We start from the raw sequence: 17,134 nt of genomic DNA on the forward strand, positions 1-17,134 counted from the left end.
ACACGTCAGGGACCGAGCAACCCGCCAAAAGAACGCGGTCAATCAATCCGTCCGCATGCTCTTACAATCTCGCAAAACAATCGGCGAATCGCCCCCGCGGGTGATGTTGTTTTGGATCAAGCAGTCCGAACACTCCACCGCAAGAATGGCTGGTACCGTGTCGTCAGAAAACAGTCCGCCCTGTATCAGGATGCGCTGACAACGAGTCATTTCCAACACCGCGGGACGCTCGCGGACACCTCGGATCACATTCGCGGAAAGAACACAATCGCGGCAGTCGGTTAGTTGAACGCCATGTTTGGCGACCGAGTTGCGTCCCAAGTGGTAGCGAGGGTTCCGGTCCATCGCGTTGGACGCGAGCGTCACTGATTCGCAGTGCTCCATCACAAGGTTGCTGTGGAAACCCTGCCACATGGTGTTGCCCGTGACGGTTGCACTCCGCAGATGACGCAAGTGAATGTTCACTTGAGCGTCGGAAAGGATGTTACCACTGATGGTGACATTGCCGTGTCGCCGTTCATCCGTGCCGTTGACGGCCTCGCTGTGCAGATTAATCCGGATGTTGGCGGAATCCTTTCCCTGATGGGTGTGCTGAATCGTGCAACCCGTGATGGCAACTTCGCCGATCGATCCCGATCCACTGACAATCCAAACGTTCGCGGAAGACGCGGCATCGGCGGGTCCCATGTTGCCTTCGATGTCACATCCGGTGATGTGCAAGTTACGAACGTTGCCGCCGCGTAAGACAATCCCGCCTCCAGCGTTGTAGCTGATGTGACTTCCCGTGACGTTGATCTGGTGCAGATTGACGGCGTCTAAGAACAATCCGACGCCTGAGTTTTCATAGAGATGGCAATCACTGACGATCACGTTGCGATTGCGATTCACCAAATGAATCGCGTGTCGTGACTTGCGAATGGTCAGGTTGTGAAGCGTGGGCTGCATCGTTCCCGAAAGTTCGATTCCATCGGCATCCGGATGTTCGCCGACGATTTCCAAGTCGGAAACGATCAAAGCATTCTGCCGATCCCAAACTTCATCGGTTACCGTCTTTGGGTCGGCAGTTCCAGCGTGCGTGCCCACGACTTGAATTGCAGGACCGGCCCCTGCCATCACGATTCGAACTCGCCCCATCCCTTTGAACGCGATCGAACCGTTGCTCTTCAGGTCAACTCGAAGCGGCCGCGTGATGCGGTAGGTTCCCGCAGGAAGGCTTACATCATGTTCGGCGTCAATCCACTTTTGGATTGCCGTCGTGTCGTCGGCAACGCCATCTCCGATCGGGTCAGCCGCGGAGACGCTCGGCTGAATCACGAACGAGCAAACGGAAAACGCCGTGATCGACGCGAGGAAGAGACAACAAGAGACTCGGCGGGCGGGACAGCAGTTCATGGTGGTCCATTCTCAATGGTGGGAGGTAGGACCGGCCAGTCTAGCATTCTCAACGAGGTCGATTGTCGCCCGTCGGCTTTGCCTACGATCGGAGCTCGGCGACAACAGCATGGAGCCGATCACCGAGGTCGTGAGCACACCTGACTGCATCAACCGAGCGGCTAGACGATGGTCTAGGCCGACAGGTTGGTCCCCACATCGGTGCGGTAAGCGGATGCGGCGGGAACGATCCCAGCAAGCAAACTCAATCCGATGACCAATGGCAACAGATAAAGCTCATAGGTACTCATCGAGAAGAAACCAACCTGCACCCCTGTCCTCGCTTCGATCAATGGGCTGGCGGCGAGGATTCCGAGATGAGCCAGCACCCAGCCAGCGATGCCGCCAACCAAGGCAATGATGAGACTTTCGAACAGGATGATCCATGTCACACTGCCGCGGCGAGCACCCAAGGCACGCATCACCGCAATGTCCCGCTTGCGATCGTTCATCGAGTTGTAGATCGCGACCAATACACCGACCGCGGCAACAACGCAGGTGATCAACGTGATGGCCAGCAAGGCTTGCATGAGCGGGCCAACGATCATCGTCATCAATTTGTTGATCTCTCCGATCGGCGTTGCCGCTTCCGCCCGCACGCTCTCTTTGATTCGATTTTGAAGCATGGGAGCCATCATCAAATTCCCATTGCGAACCAAGATAGACGTGACTTCGCGTTCGGGGATCGTCAGCAACAATGGATCGTCTGGACCAGCCGTTTCGGCGGACTCGGGCAACACAATCACAGCGTCATCCGGGATCGGTTTCGCGTGTCCCTCGAGCAAGTAAAAACCCTCCAGGTTCACAAACGCGGCTCGGTCGTTGGGTGTCCCGGTGGGATCCAAAACACCGACAATTTGGAAACCTTGTCCGTGGCCTTTGCCTTCCGGGTCCCCGTGAGTGGGTTTCATCACATCACCGACTCGCATCCCCATTTGAGCGGCCACGCGAGAACCAAGCACACATTCAAAGTAGCTGTTCTCTTCGTTGTGGAACTCAAAGTTCCGACCTTCTTCAAACGTGAACGGCTGATCGGCATCGGGACCGTGTTTCAACAATTCGAAAAAGTCCGGTGTCGTCCCAACCACGCGGAATTCACCGAAATAATCGCCCAGTGCGAGCGGGATCGCATAGCCATCCGTCATGAATCCCGCGTAAACACCATCGCGTTCACCAAGAGCGGGATCACCTCCGAAGGTACGGACCATCTCCGCCCGTTTCTCTTTCGGATAGAACTCCATGTATTCCGTGTAGGGTAGGTTCTCGATCGGTTGGCTGAGGTAGTAGACCGCGTTGAGCGTCAACTGCAGCGTGCTGCCTTTGGGACCGACGACCAAGTTGTATCCCACCGACGCATTTCGAACGAAGGCTTCGCTGATGATGCCATAAACCGACATCACCAGAACCACCAACCCGACGCCCAACGTCAGCGACAACGTGGTCAAGAAACTCGACAAAGCTCGGTAGCGAAAGTTTCGCCACGCGATGAATAACAGGCTCATGTTCCGGCCCCCAGCGGCGAGAAGGCTCGGTTGATGTCTTCGAGTTTGTCACAACGCTGAAAACGTTGAGCGACGTCCATGCTGTGCGTGACCATCAACAATGAGATGTTTTCGTCACGGCAGGAGTCGATAATCAGATTCAACACCGTGTCGGCACTGGCCGGATCGACATTGGCGGTGGGTTCGTCGGCAAGCAGAAGTTTCGGACGCCCTGCGAGAGCCCTCGCGATTGCGACGCGCTGCTGTTGCCCGACCGACAATTGATTCGGCCGGTAGTGGGCTCGATCGGACAATCCCACTCGATCGAGCAGATCCGACGCTCGAGTTGCATCGACACTGCCGCTGCCAAACGACATGCCGAGTTTGACGTTCTCAAGTGCTGAGAACGCGGGCAACAAGTTGAATGTTTGGAAGACGTAGCCAATCGTTCCGGCACGAAAACGATCTCGGCCTTGTTCACTCAACCGAGTGAGTTCCAAATTGTTGATGCGAATCGAACCGGAGGTCGCCGTCAGCATGCCAGCAATCAGGTGCAACAAAGTCGTCTTGCCGCCACCGCTTTGTCCGATCAAGGCAACTTGCTCGCCCACCGCGATGTTGAACTGCGGCACATCCAGCACCGTCAGTTCGCCTCCACCCGGTTGATCGAATCGTTTGATCAGGTTCTCAATCGCTAGCATGTCGCTGTTAACTTTCGCCGGATGGCAGTTCATTACTTCCGCCGCATGGCTCGTTGCAGCCCGCGGTCGGATTCGCGTTTTTTGATCGTCTCACGTTTGTCGTGCAGTTTTTTGCCTTTGACCAAACCCATCACGCATTTGGCAAGGCCTCGTTCACTGAAGTACACCCGCAGCGGGATCAGTGTCAGCCCCCGCTCGAATGCGCGACCTGCAAATTTGTCAAACTCTTTGGCGTGCACCAGCAATTTGCGAGGCCGGCGTGGATCATGGTTCCACATTCCCGCGTTGTTGTAGTGAGCGATATCGGAACCGACCAACCACAACTCGCCATTGGTCACCCGAATGTGAGCCTCGTCGAGGGAAAGCTTGCCTTCTCGCATCGATTTGACTTCGCTGCCCATCAGCATCATGCCGCACTCGACGCTGTCGAGAATCTCGTAACGGAACTTGGCTTTGCGGTTTTCAGCGACCGGCGTGATGTTCGGTTGATTCTTTTTCGCGTTTTTGCCTTTGCCCTTCCCAGACTTCTTACCGGCCGCTTTTTTTGCGCCAGCCTCAGTCAAGGTGGGCTGCTTTTTACTTTTGTTCTTTGACATGGTCGTGATTGTATCGGGAACCCACAAAAGCAGGATGGGGCGACCATTTTCGATTTCCGCCCGGACCACTACAATGAATGGTCATTACACTGACCAGAGTCGGCTTGGGTTACGGACGGTTCCTCGGAACGGTTCGATTCGCTGCCGATCATTGATTTTTGATTTTTTGCCTTTCATCCGGACAGACGCCGATGGCTTTTCGATTGCCAGTTGTCGCCGAACCAGAAATGCCTGCGGGCACCGACGTCAGCTCGACGGGACGGTTGCCACGTTGGCTCAAGCGGCCCATCCCCAAATCCAACTCGAATCATTTGACCGATTCGTTGATGGAAGAATACGGGTTGGAAACCGTATGCGACAACGCCAAGTGCCCCAACCGGATGGAGTGCTACAGCCAGCAAACGGCGACGTTCATGGTTCTGGGGAATGTTTGTACCCGCCCATGTGGTTTCTGTGCCGTCAGCCGTGGACGCCCACCGGCTGCCCCCGCCGTCGATGAGCCAGATCGCATCGCCAAAGCGGCCGAACGATTGGGGCTGAAGCACGTTGTCATCACCAGCGTCACGCGAGATGACTTGCCCGACGGAGGTGCCGACCATTTCCACAACTGCGTCATCGCAGTTCGGGAACGCACCGGGGCGACCACCGAAGTCCTCACGCCTGACTTTGTGCACTGCAAGGAAGCGTTGGCTCGGGTCATCGAAGCAAAACCGACCGTGTTCAATCACAACATGGAAACCGTGCCACGTCTTTACCGCCGAGTCCGCGGTCCAAAGAGTGACTATGCTTGGACGTTGGAAATGATGCGGCAAGTCAAACGCTACGACGCCGAAGTCAAAACCAAGAGCGGTTTGATGCTTGGATTGGGCGAAGAACGAGGCGAGTTGCTCGACGCTCTGTCAGATCTTCGCGAACACGATGTCGATTTCCTGACGTTGGGCCAGTACCTGCAACCGGGCGAGAAATACTTGCCCGTCGTTCGCTATGTTCCGCCAGAAGAATTCGATGAATTGGCCGACATCGCCAAATCAATGGGATTCAAAAAGGTCGCCAGTGGCCCCTTTGTGCGAAGTAGCTACCACGCCCGTGACATGGCCGAGACTGAGTGAGAGCAGACTTCGACGTTTCACTTGGTCCATCAAAGCCGCGGTGGAAAATCACGCGGCGATGATCGTGCCGATCTACTCAGTTCACTAGATCTCTACTCTGGTAACCATATCTGTACTCAGGCAAACAGATCTCTGGTAACCAGATCAGCCGATCAGTTCGACCAACCATGGTGCGGCAACCGTGATCAAGACCAGTGCAACCGGATAAGCCGCGACGTAACTGGTTGCCGGTTGGCTGGAATCGGTCGCTCCCGTCAACACAGCCAATCCCGGCGTGGACGTCATTCCGCCACAGGTCGCACCGAGCGATTGCCACAACGTTCGGCCTCCGAAATACCTTGATCCGGCGAAGCCAACCAATAATGGAATGATCGCGATCGCTGCGGCTGCCACGCATAGCATTGCTCCGCGTTCCATCAACACCTCGACAACGTTGGCACCCGCGTTCAATCCTGCATCCGCAAGAAACAACGCCAAGCCACCTTCTGTCATCAAAAGCATCGCTGCGGGAGGATACGATCCCCGAATGGGTCCGAGCCGTCGAAAGTGCCCAAGGATGAGCCCCACCATCAATGGGCCACCGGCAATTCCCAGTGACATCGAAAATTCGCCGATCTGAAGCGACAGGTTGCCGACGAAGATTCCGAGCACAATGCCAGCGACAAGAGACAACAGATCGGTTTCGTTCACCGTGCGAGGGCGATGCCCGACGGCGTTTGCAATCTTTGCCAGTGCATCCGGTTCACCAACAGCGACCAAGCCATCACCAAACTCAATGCGAGTGCGGGCCGACGGAACGAATTCCACATCGTGACGCTGGACTCGAACAATCGTCACACCATATTTCGATCGCAAACGCAATTCTTTGAGCGTCCGACCGTAAATTTCCGGTGATGTCACGACGACGTACCGACGTTCGCGATCCGCATCGACGACTGGTTCCGCCGTGTCTTGCAATTCACCCAGTGTTTCTGACACTCGGCGAATCTCAGACGCTCCGCCAACCAACATGACGTCATCACCAATCTCGAATTGGTAGTCCGGCGGCGTGGGACGCCAACGACCTTCTCGTTGAACTCGCGACATCTGGCATGGCGAATCCGCGAAGGCGACGATATCGCTGGGACGCTTGCCCGAGACAACTGGATTGGCAATGCGAACGACTCGCCTTCCAATGCTGTTGGACTCGGCGATTTCGGCACTCGATTGGCCCGATGTTTCCGATGCGGAATCGGTGCCATCGCTGTCGCCTGGTTTAGCAAACAGCTTGATCGCGATTTGCACGAACAACACCACCGCGATGATTCCGATCGGGTAGGCGACACCAAAACCAACCGCAACGGCAGCGGGATCGCTCGATGATTGGGTGATCGCACCAAGAGCAGGCGTGCTGGTCATCGCACCGGCCATCAACCCACCAGCCAATTCGGCGGGCAATCCCAACAGACGTGCGCTCGTCCACGTCACCGCGACACCGGTCAAAACAATGACGGATCCGGTGATCGCCATGGCTCGGCCGTGTGACGCAAGACCGCGAAAGAAAGTGGGCCCGGCCGAGATTCCGACGCAGTAGACAAACAACGCCAAACCAAGCGTTCCGAAGCCGGTTGGAATGGTCCATCCGTAATGCCCGGCAAGCAAAGCGACAAACAGGATCGCTGATGTGCCCAGCGAGATGCCGCGAAAAGAAACGCGGCCAACCAGCAGGCCCAAGGCAATCACACACAGGAGAACGAGAATTGGGTTCATGGTCTCCGAAGCCCCAAGGAAAGAAACTGGCCGGACAATACGAGCCTTCGACCAAAATCACAACCTGTCGTTCGGCATCGTTTTCGTCCCGCGAGGGCTAGGTCCTATTCATGGACGCTAGCATCTACACGCGGGCGTTCAGACCGTGACTGCGGAACGCTCTTCGCCGCAGGGTGCTCGTAGCAATCGCTGATGAAGCGTCGGAACCAAGACCAACGCCAACAAAGTTGCCCCGGCGACGCCTCCGGCAATCGAAACCGCCATCGGTGGCCAGAAACCTCCACCATCCAGAATCAACGGCGTGAAGCCCGCCATGGTTGTCAGTGTCGTCGCGACCACATGCCGAGACGTGTGCATGGTTTCCGCAACCGTTGCTTCGATGTCGCCAGCGGACGCTTTCGGATTGGCTCGAATTCCCGCCAACACCACGATCGAGTCGTTGATGGCGACACCGATCAACCCCATGGTGCCGATGATCGCCATGAATCCGAACGAATAACCACTGATCGCAAGTGCAGCCATCGCCAAGCCGATCGACAGGACGGCGACCACCGAAATGATGCCTGCCATCCGAAACGAACTGAACGACAACACCAGCGTTGCCAGCATCAAAACCGCCAACACACCGACCGTCGAAAAAAGATTGCCGACCGCGTCATCCCGCTTAGACGCTTCACCGCCGAATTCCATTGAATAACCGGCGGGCAATTCCAACGGATCCGATTCCAAATCCGCTTCCAGCCGACGCTGAACAGAACTAGGAAGCACACCCGCATCCAAAAAAGCAGCGACTTCGTTCATTCGCCGCCGATTCAGCCGCGGAATCGCAGCCGATTCAGGCTGCAGCTTCGTTGTCGCGAACGCGGAAACGGGAATCAACTGAGCCGGAGAAAGGTCACCCTCTGAAGAAACCCTTGAGGCGAGTACCAAGTCCATGCTCTCGAGACTGGCCAAGTCGCCTCGATCATCGGCCTGAACACGAACGATGATCGGCAGTTCTTCGTTGCCTTGTAAAACACTGCCACCACGCTGGCCTTCCAACGCGGTTGAAAGCTGGCGAGAGACCTCACTCGGCGTCACCCCAGCGCGAGCACTCGCTGCATCATCGATATCCAGTGTCAGTTGCGGCAAGACTTCCGCTAGATCCGTTCGAACCGCAACCACGTGATCCATCCGAGTCAAACGTGCGCGGACGTCTTCACCAATCTGACGCAGCACGTTCAAGTCGGGGCCAAACAATCGGACTTCGATTGGGGCAGCGAAAGGAGGACCTTGTTCAAGCTGCCGCACCAACACGCGGGAGGAAAGAATGCGTTGGTCCAGTCGCTTCTGTAATTCGCGGATGACCGGAGTGGGCGTTTGACCTTCAGGCATTCGCACGAGCGCCTGTGCGAAGTTCGCGGTGCCGCGTCGATTCGCGATCACGTTGTAGTAAAACTGCGGAGCACTTTCGCCGTAGAACCAGTCGATCCGTTCGGCCCCCATCTCACGGGCCATCGCGTCGACCACTTCCGCGGTCTTTCGTGTTGTCGCCAAAGACGATGTCGCGTCGCCTTCCACGGTGATATGAAATTGATCGCGTGAGCTGGGTGGGAAAAACTGTTCTTCCAATGTTTGAGCCAGACCGAAACCGAGCACAGGCAATGCGAAAGAAATAGCCAGCCCGATCGCAGGACGCCGCACCGACAAGCGAACGACGGATTCAAACATTCGAGTCACCCGCGGCAATCGAATTCCATTGGTCCACCACCGAAGCCGGGGTGCAGAGGACCGAATTTCGCTCTCAACCACGCTGTAAGAACTGGCCAGGACTCGCGATGCGATCGTTGGAATGACGGTCAAAGCCAAGAACAACGATGACGTGATTGCCATGATCACGCTGATCGCAATCGAGCCCACAAACTCACCTGCTGGCCCGGGCATCAAAGCGATTGGTGCAAACGCGAGTGCGGTCGTGAGCGTCGAACCGAGCAATGGAATTGCCAAGTGAGAAACGCTGCTCGTCATCGCATTGGAAGGCGACATGCCGCTCCGCAAACGAGCCTGCACCTCATCGACCACAACGATCGCATTGTCGATCAACAAGCCCAACGCAATGATCAGACCGGTGATCGACATCTGATGAATTGGAATGCCAACGACACGCAACCCAAACAAGACCATCAAGCTGGCGAGTGGTAATGTCAGCGTCACAATCAATGCTGATCGCCACCCCATCAACAACCAAATCACGCAAGCGACGGCGATGGCCCCCATCAATAGATTGCCGGTCAAAGACTTCAAACGATCGTCCACATAATCACGTTGCCGCAACACCGTGTCGAGACGAACACCATCAGGTAACGTCAGAGCGACTTCAGCCAAAACGGCTTCCGCATCCTCGGTCCACGTGTCAATTCGATAGGAAGGACGAACCATCATGCCTAACACAACCGCTTCGTGACCCTCGATCAACGAAGCCGTTGCCGGCGGATCCGGCACAGCCAGCTGAATTTGCGCGAGTTCACCGAGCCGAATGTCGATTCCGTCGCCGGAACGAATGGGGATCGAGGCAATGTGCTCGGTCGCATCATATTGGTTGCCGACTTCGATCAGCATTTGCATCGGAGCGTTTCTTAACTGACCAGCGGTCCCTTTCGCATCGTACGACGCCAATCGCGACGCCACGTCCGACGGAGTCAATCCCATCGCCGCTAGCCTGCGTGGATCCAACCGTACGTCAATTTCTTCTCCAGGATCGCCAAACCGATCGATCGAATCGGTGCCGGTCACATTCTGCATTCGGTCTTGCAGGTCGATCGCCAAACGCCGCAGCAACCTGGTGTCCGCGGGACCGTCACCGTGCCAGGTCAGCCCAACGATCAAGGCATAAGCGCGAACATCCAACTCATCAAATTCGGGACGCGATGCACCGGGCGGCAAACTGGGGAGCGAATCTTCAATCCGGCTTCGCACCCGCGACCAAACCGTATCCGTTTCGGTCACCTCGTCGTGAAGTTCAATCGAAACGGTGCTGATTCCAACACGGCTTACCGATCGAAGCTCTTTGATTTCTTCAATGTCTCGCAGTCGGTCTTCGATCTTCTCCGTGATCAACGCTTCGACGCGTTCGGCGCCCGCACCGGGCAATCGAGTGTTGACCAACGCCACACGACGGGCCAGAACTGGATCTTCCATTCGCGGCAAAATCGCCAGGCTGCTCAGCCCCGCGACCAAGATCAATGCAAGGATCAGAACAAGCAAACGCCGGTCGTTGAAAAACCGTTTCGCAGCAAGTTCCAACCAAGTCTGATTGGAAACCATGTTGTCCTTCACGGAAGAAACCTGCTCGCTCATCGTGCTGCCGTCTCTTGAGATGACAACGAAGACGCTTCCGATTCCCAAACCGCAACCGCACGGACTCCCGGTCCAACCCGCTGAGTCCCCTCCACCACAATCGCCTCCGTTCCCGCAACCGACCCTGAAACCAAGGACATCTGGCCGGCGGTTCGAATGATTTTGACATCTCTTCGACTGATGGCGACGACGTTTGTGTCATTACCATCAAGTGTGGTGTTGGCGGAGTCAGCACTTAAATCTGAACCCAGCGTGGGTTCGGCTACATAGACCGACCACAATCCTCGGACACCACGAACCAAGGCGGATGTTGGCACCCAAATCGGCACCCGGTCGACTCCATCGTTGTGTGCGATCCAATCATCTTGCTGCGTTCGCGTCTTCGCCCAAGGCACCCAAAGGGTTGCTGTCTTGCCGATCCAGCCAATGGACTCGGCCGCAGCGACTGTGTCGTCGGCTTCCAGCTCCACTTCGACAACGCGAGTCCTCGTGACGGGATTGATCTGCGGTTGCATACGAATCACACGAGCCGGTTGAGAACTGTCGGGTCCGGCTTCGCCAACGGAAACACGCAACCGATCGTTCAGTTTCAAAAAATCCGAAACATCGGCTGGAACTCCAAACGTCGCGTGGACCGGCGGCGATTCCAAGATTCGCAAAACGGGTTGATTGGGGCCGATGATCGATCCCTCATCGAACAACCTTGATGCAATCACCCCATCAAATGGAGCCACAATTTGGCTGTCGGACAAATCCACTTCGACGCGCTGACGAGCAGCCTTCGCCAATTGCAATCTTGCCCTCGCGGCCGCAATTTGTTCTTGCCGCGTTCCTTCCTTCAGCTCATCAAGCTCAGCCTTCGCCGACATTTGATTTGCGGCGAGAGCATCCGTGGCGAATTTGGCATCGTCATATTCTTGCTGCGTTCCGGCTCCGCGACTACGCAGGGATCGCTGACGCTCGAATCGATTTTTCGCAGCGGTCCATTGGGCTTCGAGTTGCTGAACTCTGGCTTCGGCTGCTCGAATGGTTTGGTACCGAGGCCCCGCGGTTGCCTCTTCCAACGCAGCCTCCGCCGCTGCAATTTCCGCGTCGGCGGATGCGGCAGCGGCATGCAGATCGGCAACATCGATCCGCGCTAAAACATCGCCGCGATTGACCAGATCGCCTTCGTGGACGGCAACATCCTGCAATCGTCCACCGCGTCGCATCGCGAGTGAACTATCGCGACGAGCGATGACATCACCGCGGTATCGGTGGAACAACTCCGGACCTTCAATCGATTGGGCTTGAACCACGCGAACATGCAGACGCGGCGTTTCCAACCCAATCGATCCGTCGTCTGCCGGAGCGGGATCCAACCCGATGACACCCGGTCCAAACGCAGCCGATAGAACCGCTCCGATCACCACAACGAAGGCAATCACCCCGAATGACCGAGCGTTCCAAAATGAGCGTCGTTGGATGGAGTGCGATGGTGCGTTCATGATGCGGACTCAGTGGCGAGGGCAAAATCTTGTTCGCTATTGCAAGGCAATTGCCGAATCTTCTTTGCGGTTTCGATCAACACTGGACGCAAGCGTTTTGACCAAGCGTTGTATCGACGAGCGTTGAAAAGCGGTTGCCAACCAACAGCGTCCAGCAAAAGGTTTCCGTTGCGGCGGATGGTCATTCGCGCGTCATCAATCCCAGCCGCTTTCAGCGATGGACTGGTCGCTTCCAAAACCAATCCACCGTAGCTGAGCGACCACAGGCCGAAGATCAGTTGCTGAGTCAGTTCCGACGCCGTTTGACCACGTTGCGGCTTTAGATCACCCACTTCAATAGCGGCTTGCACTACTTGGCCGAGCGAACCAATGCACAATTGCTCGCAATCCGACAACACATCACGTCTGCCTTCGGATGTCTTTTGCCACACGACGTCGTGCCGAATGATTTGCTCGATCGCGAATTCGTCGGGCATGTAGTCGGCATAAACTTCGACCGCAATTCCAACCGCCGCACAACGGTCGCGAGACTCCGCTTGGCTTTCCATCGCAAACTGGAACAACGCAATTCGACGGCGAACCGACCGCGTCGCGAGCGCGAGCAAAATCTCTTCTTTGTTGGCGAAATGGTTGTAGATCGTGCCACGAGTGCACCCCATCTCTTTCGCGATGGCGTTCATATTGATTGCGCCAACTCCGCCGCTTCGCAGCATCGGAAAGGCTTTATCGAGAATGCGTGATTCTCGTTGCTGAATCTCGAGTTGCTTCGGCGTCATGCTCGCCGTCGCTTTTTCAATGGTCGCTTGGTTCATACTCCCATGATCGTCCAACGCCTCTTTTTGACAAGATGTCATTTTTGACATTCCGTCAAAAAACTACGGGTCGTTCAAATACGAGCTCGGCATTTCATCTGACGCGAAGAGATCGAACAGCTGCCATCTGCACCTGAGCTGCGTCGGCGCACGAAAAAAGCCGACCTCGTGAAAGGTCGGCTTTTCGTGATTTGACTTTGCGTCGCGATGGATCGGACCGAACTCGATCCGACTTCGAAGCACTAAGCTGCGGCGGATTGCTTTGCGTCGCGAGCCTTCTTTTCAGCAACGGTGCGGTAATCGACCACATCCCAAACCAGTCCCACGGCTCGGAGCAGTTTGATCGCTTGCCAAGTGATGTCGAATTCCCACCACTTGTGACCGTGCTTGGCCATACGTGGGTAAGCGTGGTGGTTGTTGTGCCAGCCTTCACCGTAAGCCACGATCGCGACCAACCAGTTATTGCGGCTATCGTCGGTGGTTTCGTAGTTCTGGTAGCCCCACATGTGCGATGCACTGTTGACCATCCAAGTCGCATGCAGAACAGCGACCAAGCGGACGAACATGCCCCAAACCAACATCGAGACGCCGAGTTCCCAACCGCCGAAAGCATAGCCGATGCCGAGCAAGGCAAACGAAGCAACGATGTGAATTGGCAGGAACAACATGTCAAAGGCTCGCATCGCTGGGTCTTTGTACAGGTCAGGAACCCAACGAGTCAGATAAGCGTCGCGGTCACCGTTGTGCGTGTGGAAAGCGAGCCAGAAAATGTGACTCCAAATTCCACCGTCGTGAGGCGAGTGCGGATCACCTTCGAGGTCACTGTGTGCGTGGTGTTTTCGGTGGTCGGCGACCCAATCAAGAGGCGATCCTTCTCCGGCAAAACAGCCAATGGCAGCGAACGCGTATCGCACCCAGTTGTAAGTCTTCATGCCAGTGTGGGTCAGCAAGCGGTGATAGCCGAGGCAAATCCCGAGGCTGCCAGCGACCCAGTGCAACACCAAAGCGGTGATCAAAGCGGTCCACGTGAATGTGAACGGTGCGGCCAAGCAAACGATGTGAGCCATCGCCAACCATCCGACGGCCCACCAACTGATGTTGGATGCTCGGACTCGGTCTGCTTTGGTTGGTTTTGCCAAATCGCGTTTCTTGGCAGCCTTCTGAGCGACCAGCGACGAGAAACCGTCAGCGTCTTCGGCTTGTGGTTGATCCAAACGCAGCTTTCCGCCGGTTTGAGGCAATTCCAACGTCGTGGATTCAGGTACGTGGGTGTTGGGTTGGTCAGCGTTGCCCTTGCTCTTGCCTGGGCCACGGTTTTTCTTGGGTTCAACAACGGTCGACATCAGAGAACGATCCTGGTCTCGTGGTGCGTTAAATAAGTCGTGGGACGCAGCCAAAAGATGACCGACGTCTCGTTTCCGCCGGAAGAATAGCAACGCTGGACGGTTTCGACGTCACGTGTCGTGTAAAAGCGTGTAACGGTTGTGTAATTGTTCTTTGGATGCCCATATTCTTGGGGTGTGCACCGCGATTGACCGGGTGGAAAACGCTCGCATTGAGCATATTCTTGGCCGTCGGTTCGCCACTTCCGTCACCTGCAAGCCTCGTTCGCCTGTCGTCCATGCCAGATCCATCCGCGTTCTCGTCTGAAATCGATGCCGATTCGGTCCGCGAGGTGACCGCTGCCGGATTGTTGAGAGGCAATCAGCAAGGCAAAAATACGACCAGAAGCGAAATGAACGCTTCGTCCAAACCGAGTTTGGCGGTCCGGCTGAGACAGCGAGCCGAGATGCTTCGTGAAATTCGACGGTTCTTTGACGATCGAGGGTTCATCGAAGTCCAACCGCCGTGCTTGAGTCGCGACTGCGTTGTTGACGCTTTTTTGGATCCGATTGAGGTCGAATCGTCTCAGGTCGGACTATTCGGCGAGCTTGATTCCCCGACGAAGTTTTATTTGCAGACGTCCCCTGAATCCGCCATGAAGCGTTTGCTAGCGGAGGGGGCTCCGTCGATCTACGCGATCACGCCGGTGTTTCGAAAGGGCGAAACCGGGGCTCGACACAACGTCGAATTTTCGATGCTGGAGTGGTACGAAGTCGGCGGAGATGCGGCATCCGCGATCGAGTTGCTGGGCAACTTGGCCGTCGAAGTACTCCAATCGCCGTCGTTCAAAACGGTGACCTACCGCGACGCGTTTGCGAAACATCTGGGGTTCGATCCGATTGAAGTCCCCATCGTTGACCTGCATGGTTTGGTCGATGAGATGGACTCATCGCTTGCCGAGTCGATCGGACTCGATCGCGACGCTTTATTGGACGTCTTGCTAAGCGAGCGGATCGAGCCGGTTTTTGCCAACGACACGCCAACCATTTTAACTCGGTACCCGCTGACTCAAGCCGCTTTGGCCAAACCTTGCCAAGATGACCCTCAGTGTGCTGAACGATTCGAACTGTTCTACCGCGGCGTTGAACTTGCCAACGGTTACGACGAACTGCTGGACGCTGACGAGCTGAAGAAACGCTACGAACACAACAATCAAATTCGAATGGCTCATGGCCGCCCCGCCTTGGCCGTCGAGACAACATTGTTGCGAGCAATGCGGCAAGGCTTGCCCGCATGCAGCGGCGTTGCTCTCGGAATCGATCGATTGCTGATGCTACGCGTCGATGCCCATTCCATCGAAGACGTCGTTCCCCTCCCGACCACCCGAGCTTGATTACCAGCGATGCAACTCTCTTTGACTCGACGATGCGTTTGCGAAGTCATTGGCACCTATTGCTTGGTGCTGATCGGCTGCGGTGCAATGGTCGTTGACAACCAAACTGGCATGCTGACTCATGTCGGTGTGGCGACCGTTTGGGGATTGATTGTGATGACGATGATCTATTCCATCGGTGATTTATCAGGGGCTCACATGAACCCCGCTGTATCGATCGCGTTTGCCAGCGTCGGTCGTTTTCCGATTGTTGACGCTGCGGCCTACGTCGTCGCCCAGTGCGTCGGTGCTTTGCTTGCCGCCGGTTCGCTGGGAATCGTGTTTGGCGTGGACGACGTCAAATTGGGCGCAACAATGGCATCCTTGCCAACAGGATCGGCTTGGGCGGTGGAGTTCATGATGACGACGATTTTGATGTGGGTGGTGCTCGGCGTGTCCACTGGCGCAAAGGAAAAATCGATCACCGCAGGCTTGGCGGTCGGTGCCACGATTGCAATGGAAGCCTTCGTTGCCGGACCACTCACTAAAGCTTCCATGAATCCGGCTCGCAGCCTGGGTCCCGCTGTGATGTCCAGCCACTACAATCTGCTCTGGTTGTATTTGACCGCGCCCATTGTGGGTGCGATCGCGGGTGGATGCTTGTATCGATTCGTGCGAGGCAACGACGAATTGGACACAGAGGAAGGTTCCATGGCAAAGAAGATTTCGGCTCTCGTTTTGTTTGCGTTTCTCATTGGAGCGTGTGGCAGCACCTCGATGGCCGAAGAAGGCAGCTCGCTGCTTCGCCCAAACGACCGGGTGGCAGTCATCGGTGGCACTTTCGTCGAACGCATGCAACCGCGTGACGAATTAGAAGCAGCCCTGCAGACACAACGCCCCGATTGGAAATTGTCGTTCCGCAATCTGGGCTGGTCCGGGGACACGGTTTCGGCCATCGCGCGCAAACGTTTCGACAACATCGAAGCCGGACGCGCTAGGCGTCTAGCAGACATTGATGCAGCCGATCCGACCGTTGCCTTGATTTGGTACGGACAATCCGAAGCAGGCAAGTTTGCTGAGGACTCCGAACGAATCCAAACAGACTTGATGAGGCTGGTGGATGACCTGAAGCAACGACAAACACGAGTCATCTTGCTCACTCCTGTGGCGATGCCCGGTGACCGGCGCCCCAACTATGAGTCGGGGCTGGAAGCGTTTGAGCAAATGCTACGCAATGTCGCACGAGCCCAATCGCTGGCATTGGTGGAATTGAATTGGAAACCTAGCGATCAACAGTTAACAGACGATCGCATGCTTCCCAACAACGTCGGCTATCGCGAATTGGCACATCTGCTGGCAACCGCTTTGCTGAATGAATCAGTGACGGGTGATGATGCAACGTCCAATCTTGCGGTCACGAGAGAGTTGACCGAGAGCCCCGAACGGGAGTTGTTGCTGGAAGCGATCGCTCGCAAAAACGAGTTTTTCTTCCATCGTTATCGACCGCAAAACGAGACCTATTTGTTTCTGTTTCGCAAACACGAACAAGGCAACAACGCGGTCGAGCTCGAGCAATTTGATCCGATCATTCAAGAAGCAGACCAAGCGATTTGGGATGCCGCTGGGCGTCAGTAATCGGTCTTGGATGGCTTGGCCCAAGATTGCTCAACTGCATATTGGTCGTTCAGCAAACGAGTTCGTATTGATCCGTATTCGTTCGCTTTCGTGACAGCGAAA

Annotated in this window: 12 protein-coding genes; 3 read left to right on the forward strand and 9 right to left on the reverse strand. The window is 56.0% G+C overall.

What is annotated here, in order from left to right; genetic code table 11:
- Window positions 1-42: 42 nt before the first annotated feature.
- The 4 genes from RB_RS09705 to smpB all read right to left on the reverse strand — a co-directional run bounded on the left by RB_RS09705 (window position 43) and on the right by smpB (window position 4,278).
- Window positions 43-1,392, reverse strand: coding sequence for a right-handed parallel beta-helix repeat-containing protein (locus RB_RS09705; RefSeq protein ID WP_011120139.1), 1,350 nt, complete (start codon window positions 1,390-1,392; stop codon window positions 43-45).
- A 173-nt stretch (window positions 1,393-1,565) separates the two neighbouring features.
- The gene (locus RB_RS09710) at window positions 1,566-2,933 is read right to left on the reverse strand and encodes an ABC transporter permease (protein ID WP_007327631.1); all 1,368 of its coding nucleotides are present in this window, start codon (window positions 2,931-2,933) and stop codon (window positions 1,566-1,568) included.
- Window positions 2,930-3,646, reverse strand: coding sequence for an ABC transporter ATP-binding protein (locus RB_RS09715; protein ID WP_011120140.1), 717 nt, complete (start codon window positions 3,644-3,646; stop codon window positions 2,930-2,932). Before RB_RS09715 ends, RB_RS09710 begins: the two co-directional genes overlap by 4 nt.
- Window positions 3,646-4,278 carry an SsrA-binding protein SmpB gene (gene smpB / locus RB_RS09720; RefSeq protein ID WP_011120141.1) on the reverse strand — a complete coding sequence of 211 codons (633 nt, stop codon included), beginning with the start codon at window positions 4,276-4,278 and terminating at the stop codon, window positions 3,646-3,648. The genes RB_RS09715 and smpB overlap by 1 nt, the downstream gene beginning before the upstream one ends.
- An 89-nt stretch (window positions 4,279-4,367) precedes the next feature.
- Here smpB and lipA point away from each other — a divergent pair, with 89 nt between their 5' ends.
- A complete protein-coding gene (gene lipA, locus RB_RS09725) occupies window positions 4,368-5,318 on the forward strand; it encodes a lipoyl synthase (protein WP_008665013.1) in 951 nt (316 codons plus the stop codon).
- Window positions 5,319-5,462: 144 nt separating this feature from the next.
- Here the strand turns inward: lipA and RB_RS09730 are convergent, their stop codons facing one another.
- The 5 genes from RB_RS09730 to RB_RS09750 all read right to left on the reverse strand — a co-directional run bounded on the left by RB_RS09730 (window position 5,463) and on the right by RB_RS09750 (window position 14,045).
- Window positions 5,463-7,067, reverse strand: a complete 1,605-nt coding sequence (locus RB_RS09730) for a permease (protein WP_007327627.1) — start codon at window positions 7,065-7,067, stop codon at window positions 5,463-5,465.
- Between the two features lie 138 nt (window positions 7,068-7,205).
- Window positions 7,206-10,403, reverse strand: a complete 3,198-nt coding sequence (locus RB_RS09735; RefSeq protein ID WP_164921798.1) for an efflux RND transporter permease subunit — start codon at window positions 10,401-10,403, stop codon at window positions 7,206-7,208.
- On the reverse strand, window positions 10,400-11,890 hold the full coding sequence (locus RB_RS09740; protein WP_011120143.1) for an efflux RND transporter periplasmic adaptor subunit: 1,491 nt from the start codon (window positions 11,888-11,890) through the stop codon (window positions 10,400-10,402). The genes RB_RS09735 and RB_RS09740 overlap by 4 nt, the downstream gene beginning before the upstream one ends.
- Window positions 11,887-12,702 carry a TetR/AcrR family transcriptional regulator gene (locus RB_RS09745; protein ID WP_037228279.1) on the reverse strand — a complete coding sequence of 272 codons (816 nt, stop codon included), beginning with the start codon at window positions 12,700-12,702 and terminating at the stop codon, window positions 11,887-11,889. The genes RB_RS09740 and RB_RS09745 overlap by 4 nt, the downstream gene beginning before the upstream one ends.
- Window positions 12,703-12,944: 242 nt before the next feature.
- Window positions 12,945-14,045 (reverse strand): acyl-CoA desaturase, encoded by a 1,101-nt coding sequence (locus RB_RS09750; protein WP_164921799.1) that lies wholly within the window; start codon window positions 14,043-14,045, stop codon window positions 12,945-12,947.
- A gap of 278 nt (window positions 14,046-14,323) precedes the next feature.
- Here RB_RS09750 and epmA point away from each other — a divergent pair, with 278 nt between their 5' ends.
- A complete protein-coding gene (gene epmA, locus RB_RS09755; protein WP_164921800.1) occupies window positions 14,324-15,418 on the forward strand; it encodes an EF-P lysine aminoacylase EpmA in 1,095 nt (364 codons plus the stop codon).
- Between the two features lie 9 nt (window positions 15,419-15,427).
- A complete protein-coding gene (locus tag RB_RS09760; protein ID WP_011120148.1) occupies window positions 15,428-17,032 on the forward strand; it encodes an aquaporin in 1,605 nt (534 codons plus the stop codon).
- Window positions 17,033-17,134: the final 102 nt, after the last annotated feature.

The organism is Rhodopirellula baltica SH 1 (assembly GCF_000196115.1).
In the GTDB taxonomy this organism is placed as follows: domain Bacteria; phylum Planctomycetota; class Planctomycetia; order Pirellulales; family Pirellulaceae; genus Rhodopirellula; species Rhodopirellula baltica.

Excerpts from the sequence above, each read along its gene's own strand:
- RB_RS09705 (WP_011120139.1), bottom strand. The coding sequence starts at position 1,392 with ATGAACTGCTGTCCCGCCCGCCGAGTCTCTTGTTGTCTCTTCCTCGCG.
- RB_RS09710 (WP_007327631.1), bottom strand. The coding sequence starts at position 2,933 with ATGAGCCTGTTATTCATCGCGTGGCGAAACTTTCGCTACCGAGCTTTG.
- RB_RS09715 (WP_011120140.1), bottom strand. The coding sequence starts at position 3,646 with ATGAACTGCCATCCGGCGAAAGTTAACAGCGACATGCTAGCGATTGAG.
- RB_RS09730 (WP_007327627.1), bottom strand. The coding sequence starts at position 7,067 with ATGAACCCAATTCTCGTTCTCCTGTGTGTGATTGCCTTGGGCCTGCTG.
- RB_RS09735 (WP_164921798.1), bottom strand. The coding sequence starts at position 10,403 with ATGAGCGAGCAGGTTTCTTCCGTGAAGGACAACATGGTTTCCAATCAG.
- RB_RS09740 (WP_011120143.1), bottom strand. The coding sequence starts at position 11,890 with ATGAACGCACCATCGCACTCCATCCAACGACGCTCATTTTGGAACGCT.
- RB_RS09745 (WP_037228279.1), bottom strand. The coding sequence starts at position 12,702 with ATGAACCAAGCGACCATTGAAAAAGCGACGGCGAGCATGACGCCGAAG.
- RB_RS09750 (WP_164921799.1), bottom strand. The coding sequence starts at position 14,045 with ATGTCGACCGTTGTTGAACCCAAGAAAAACCGTGGCCCAGGCAAGAGC.
- epmA (WP_164921800.1), top strand. The coding sequence starts at position 14,324 with ATGCCAGATCCATCCGCGTTCTCGTCTGAAATCGATGCCGATTCGGTC.
- RB_RS09760 (WP_011120148.1), top strand. The coding sequence starts at position 15,428 with ATGCAACTCTCTTTGACTCGACGATGCGTTTGCGAAGTCATTGGCACC.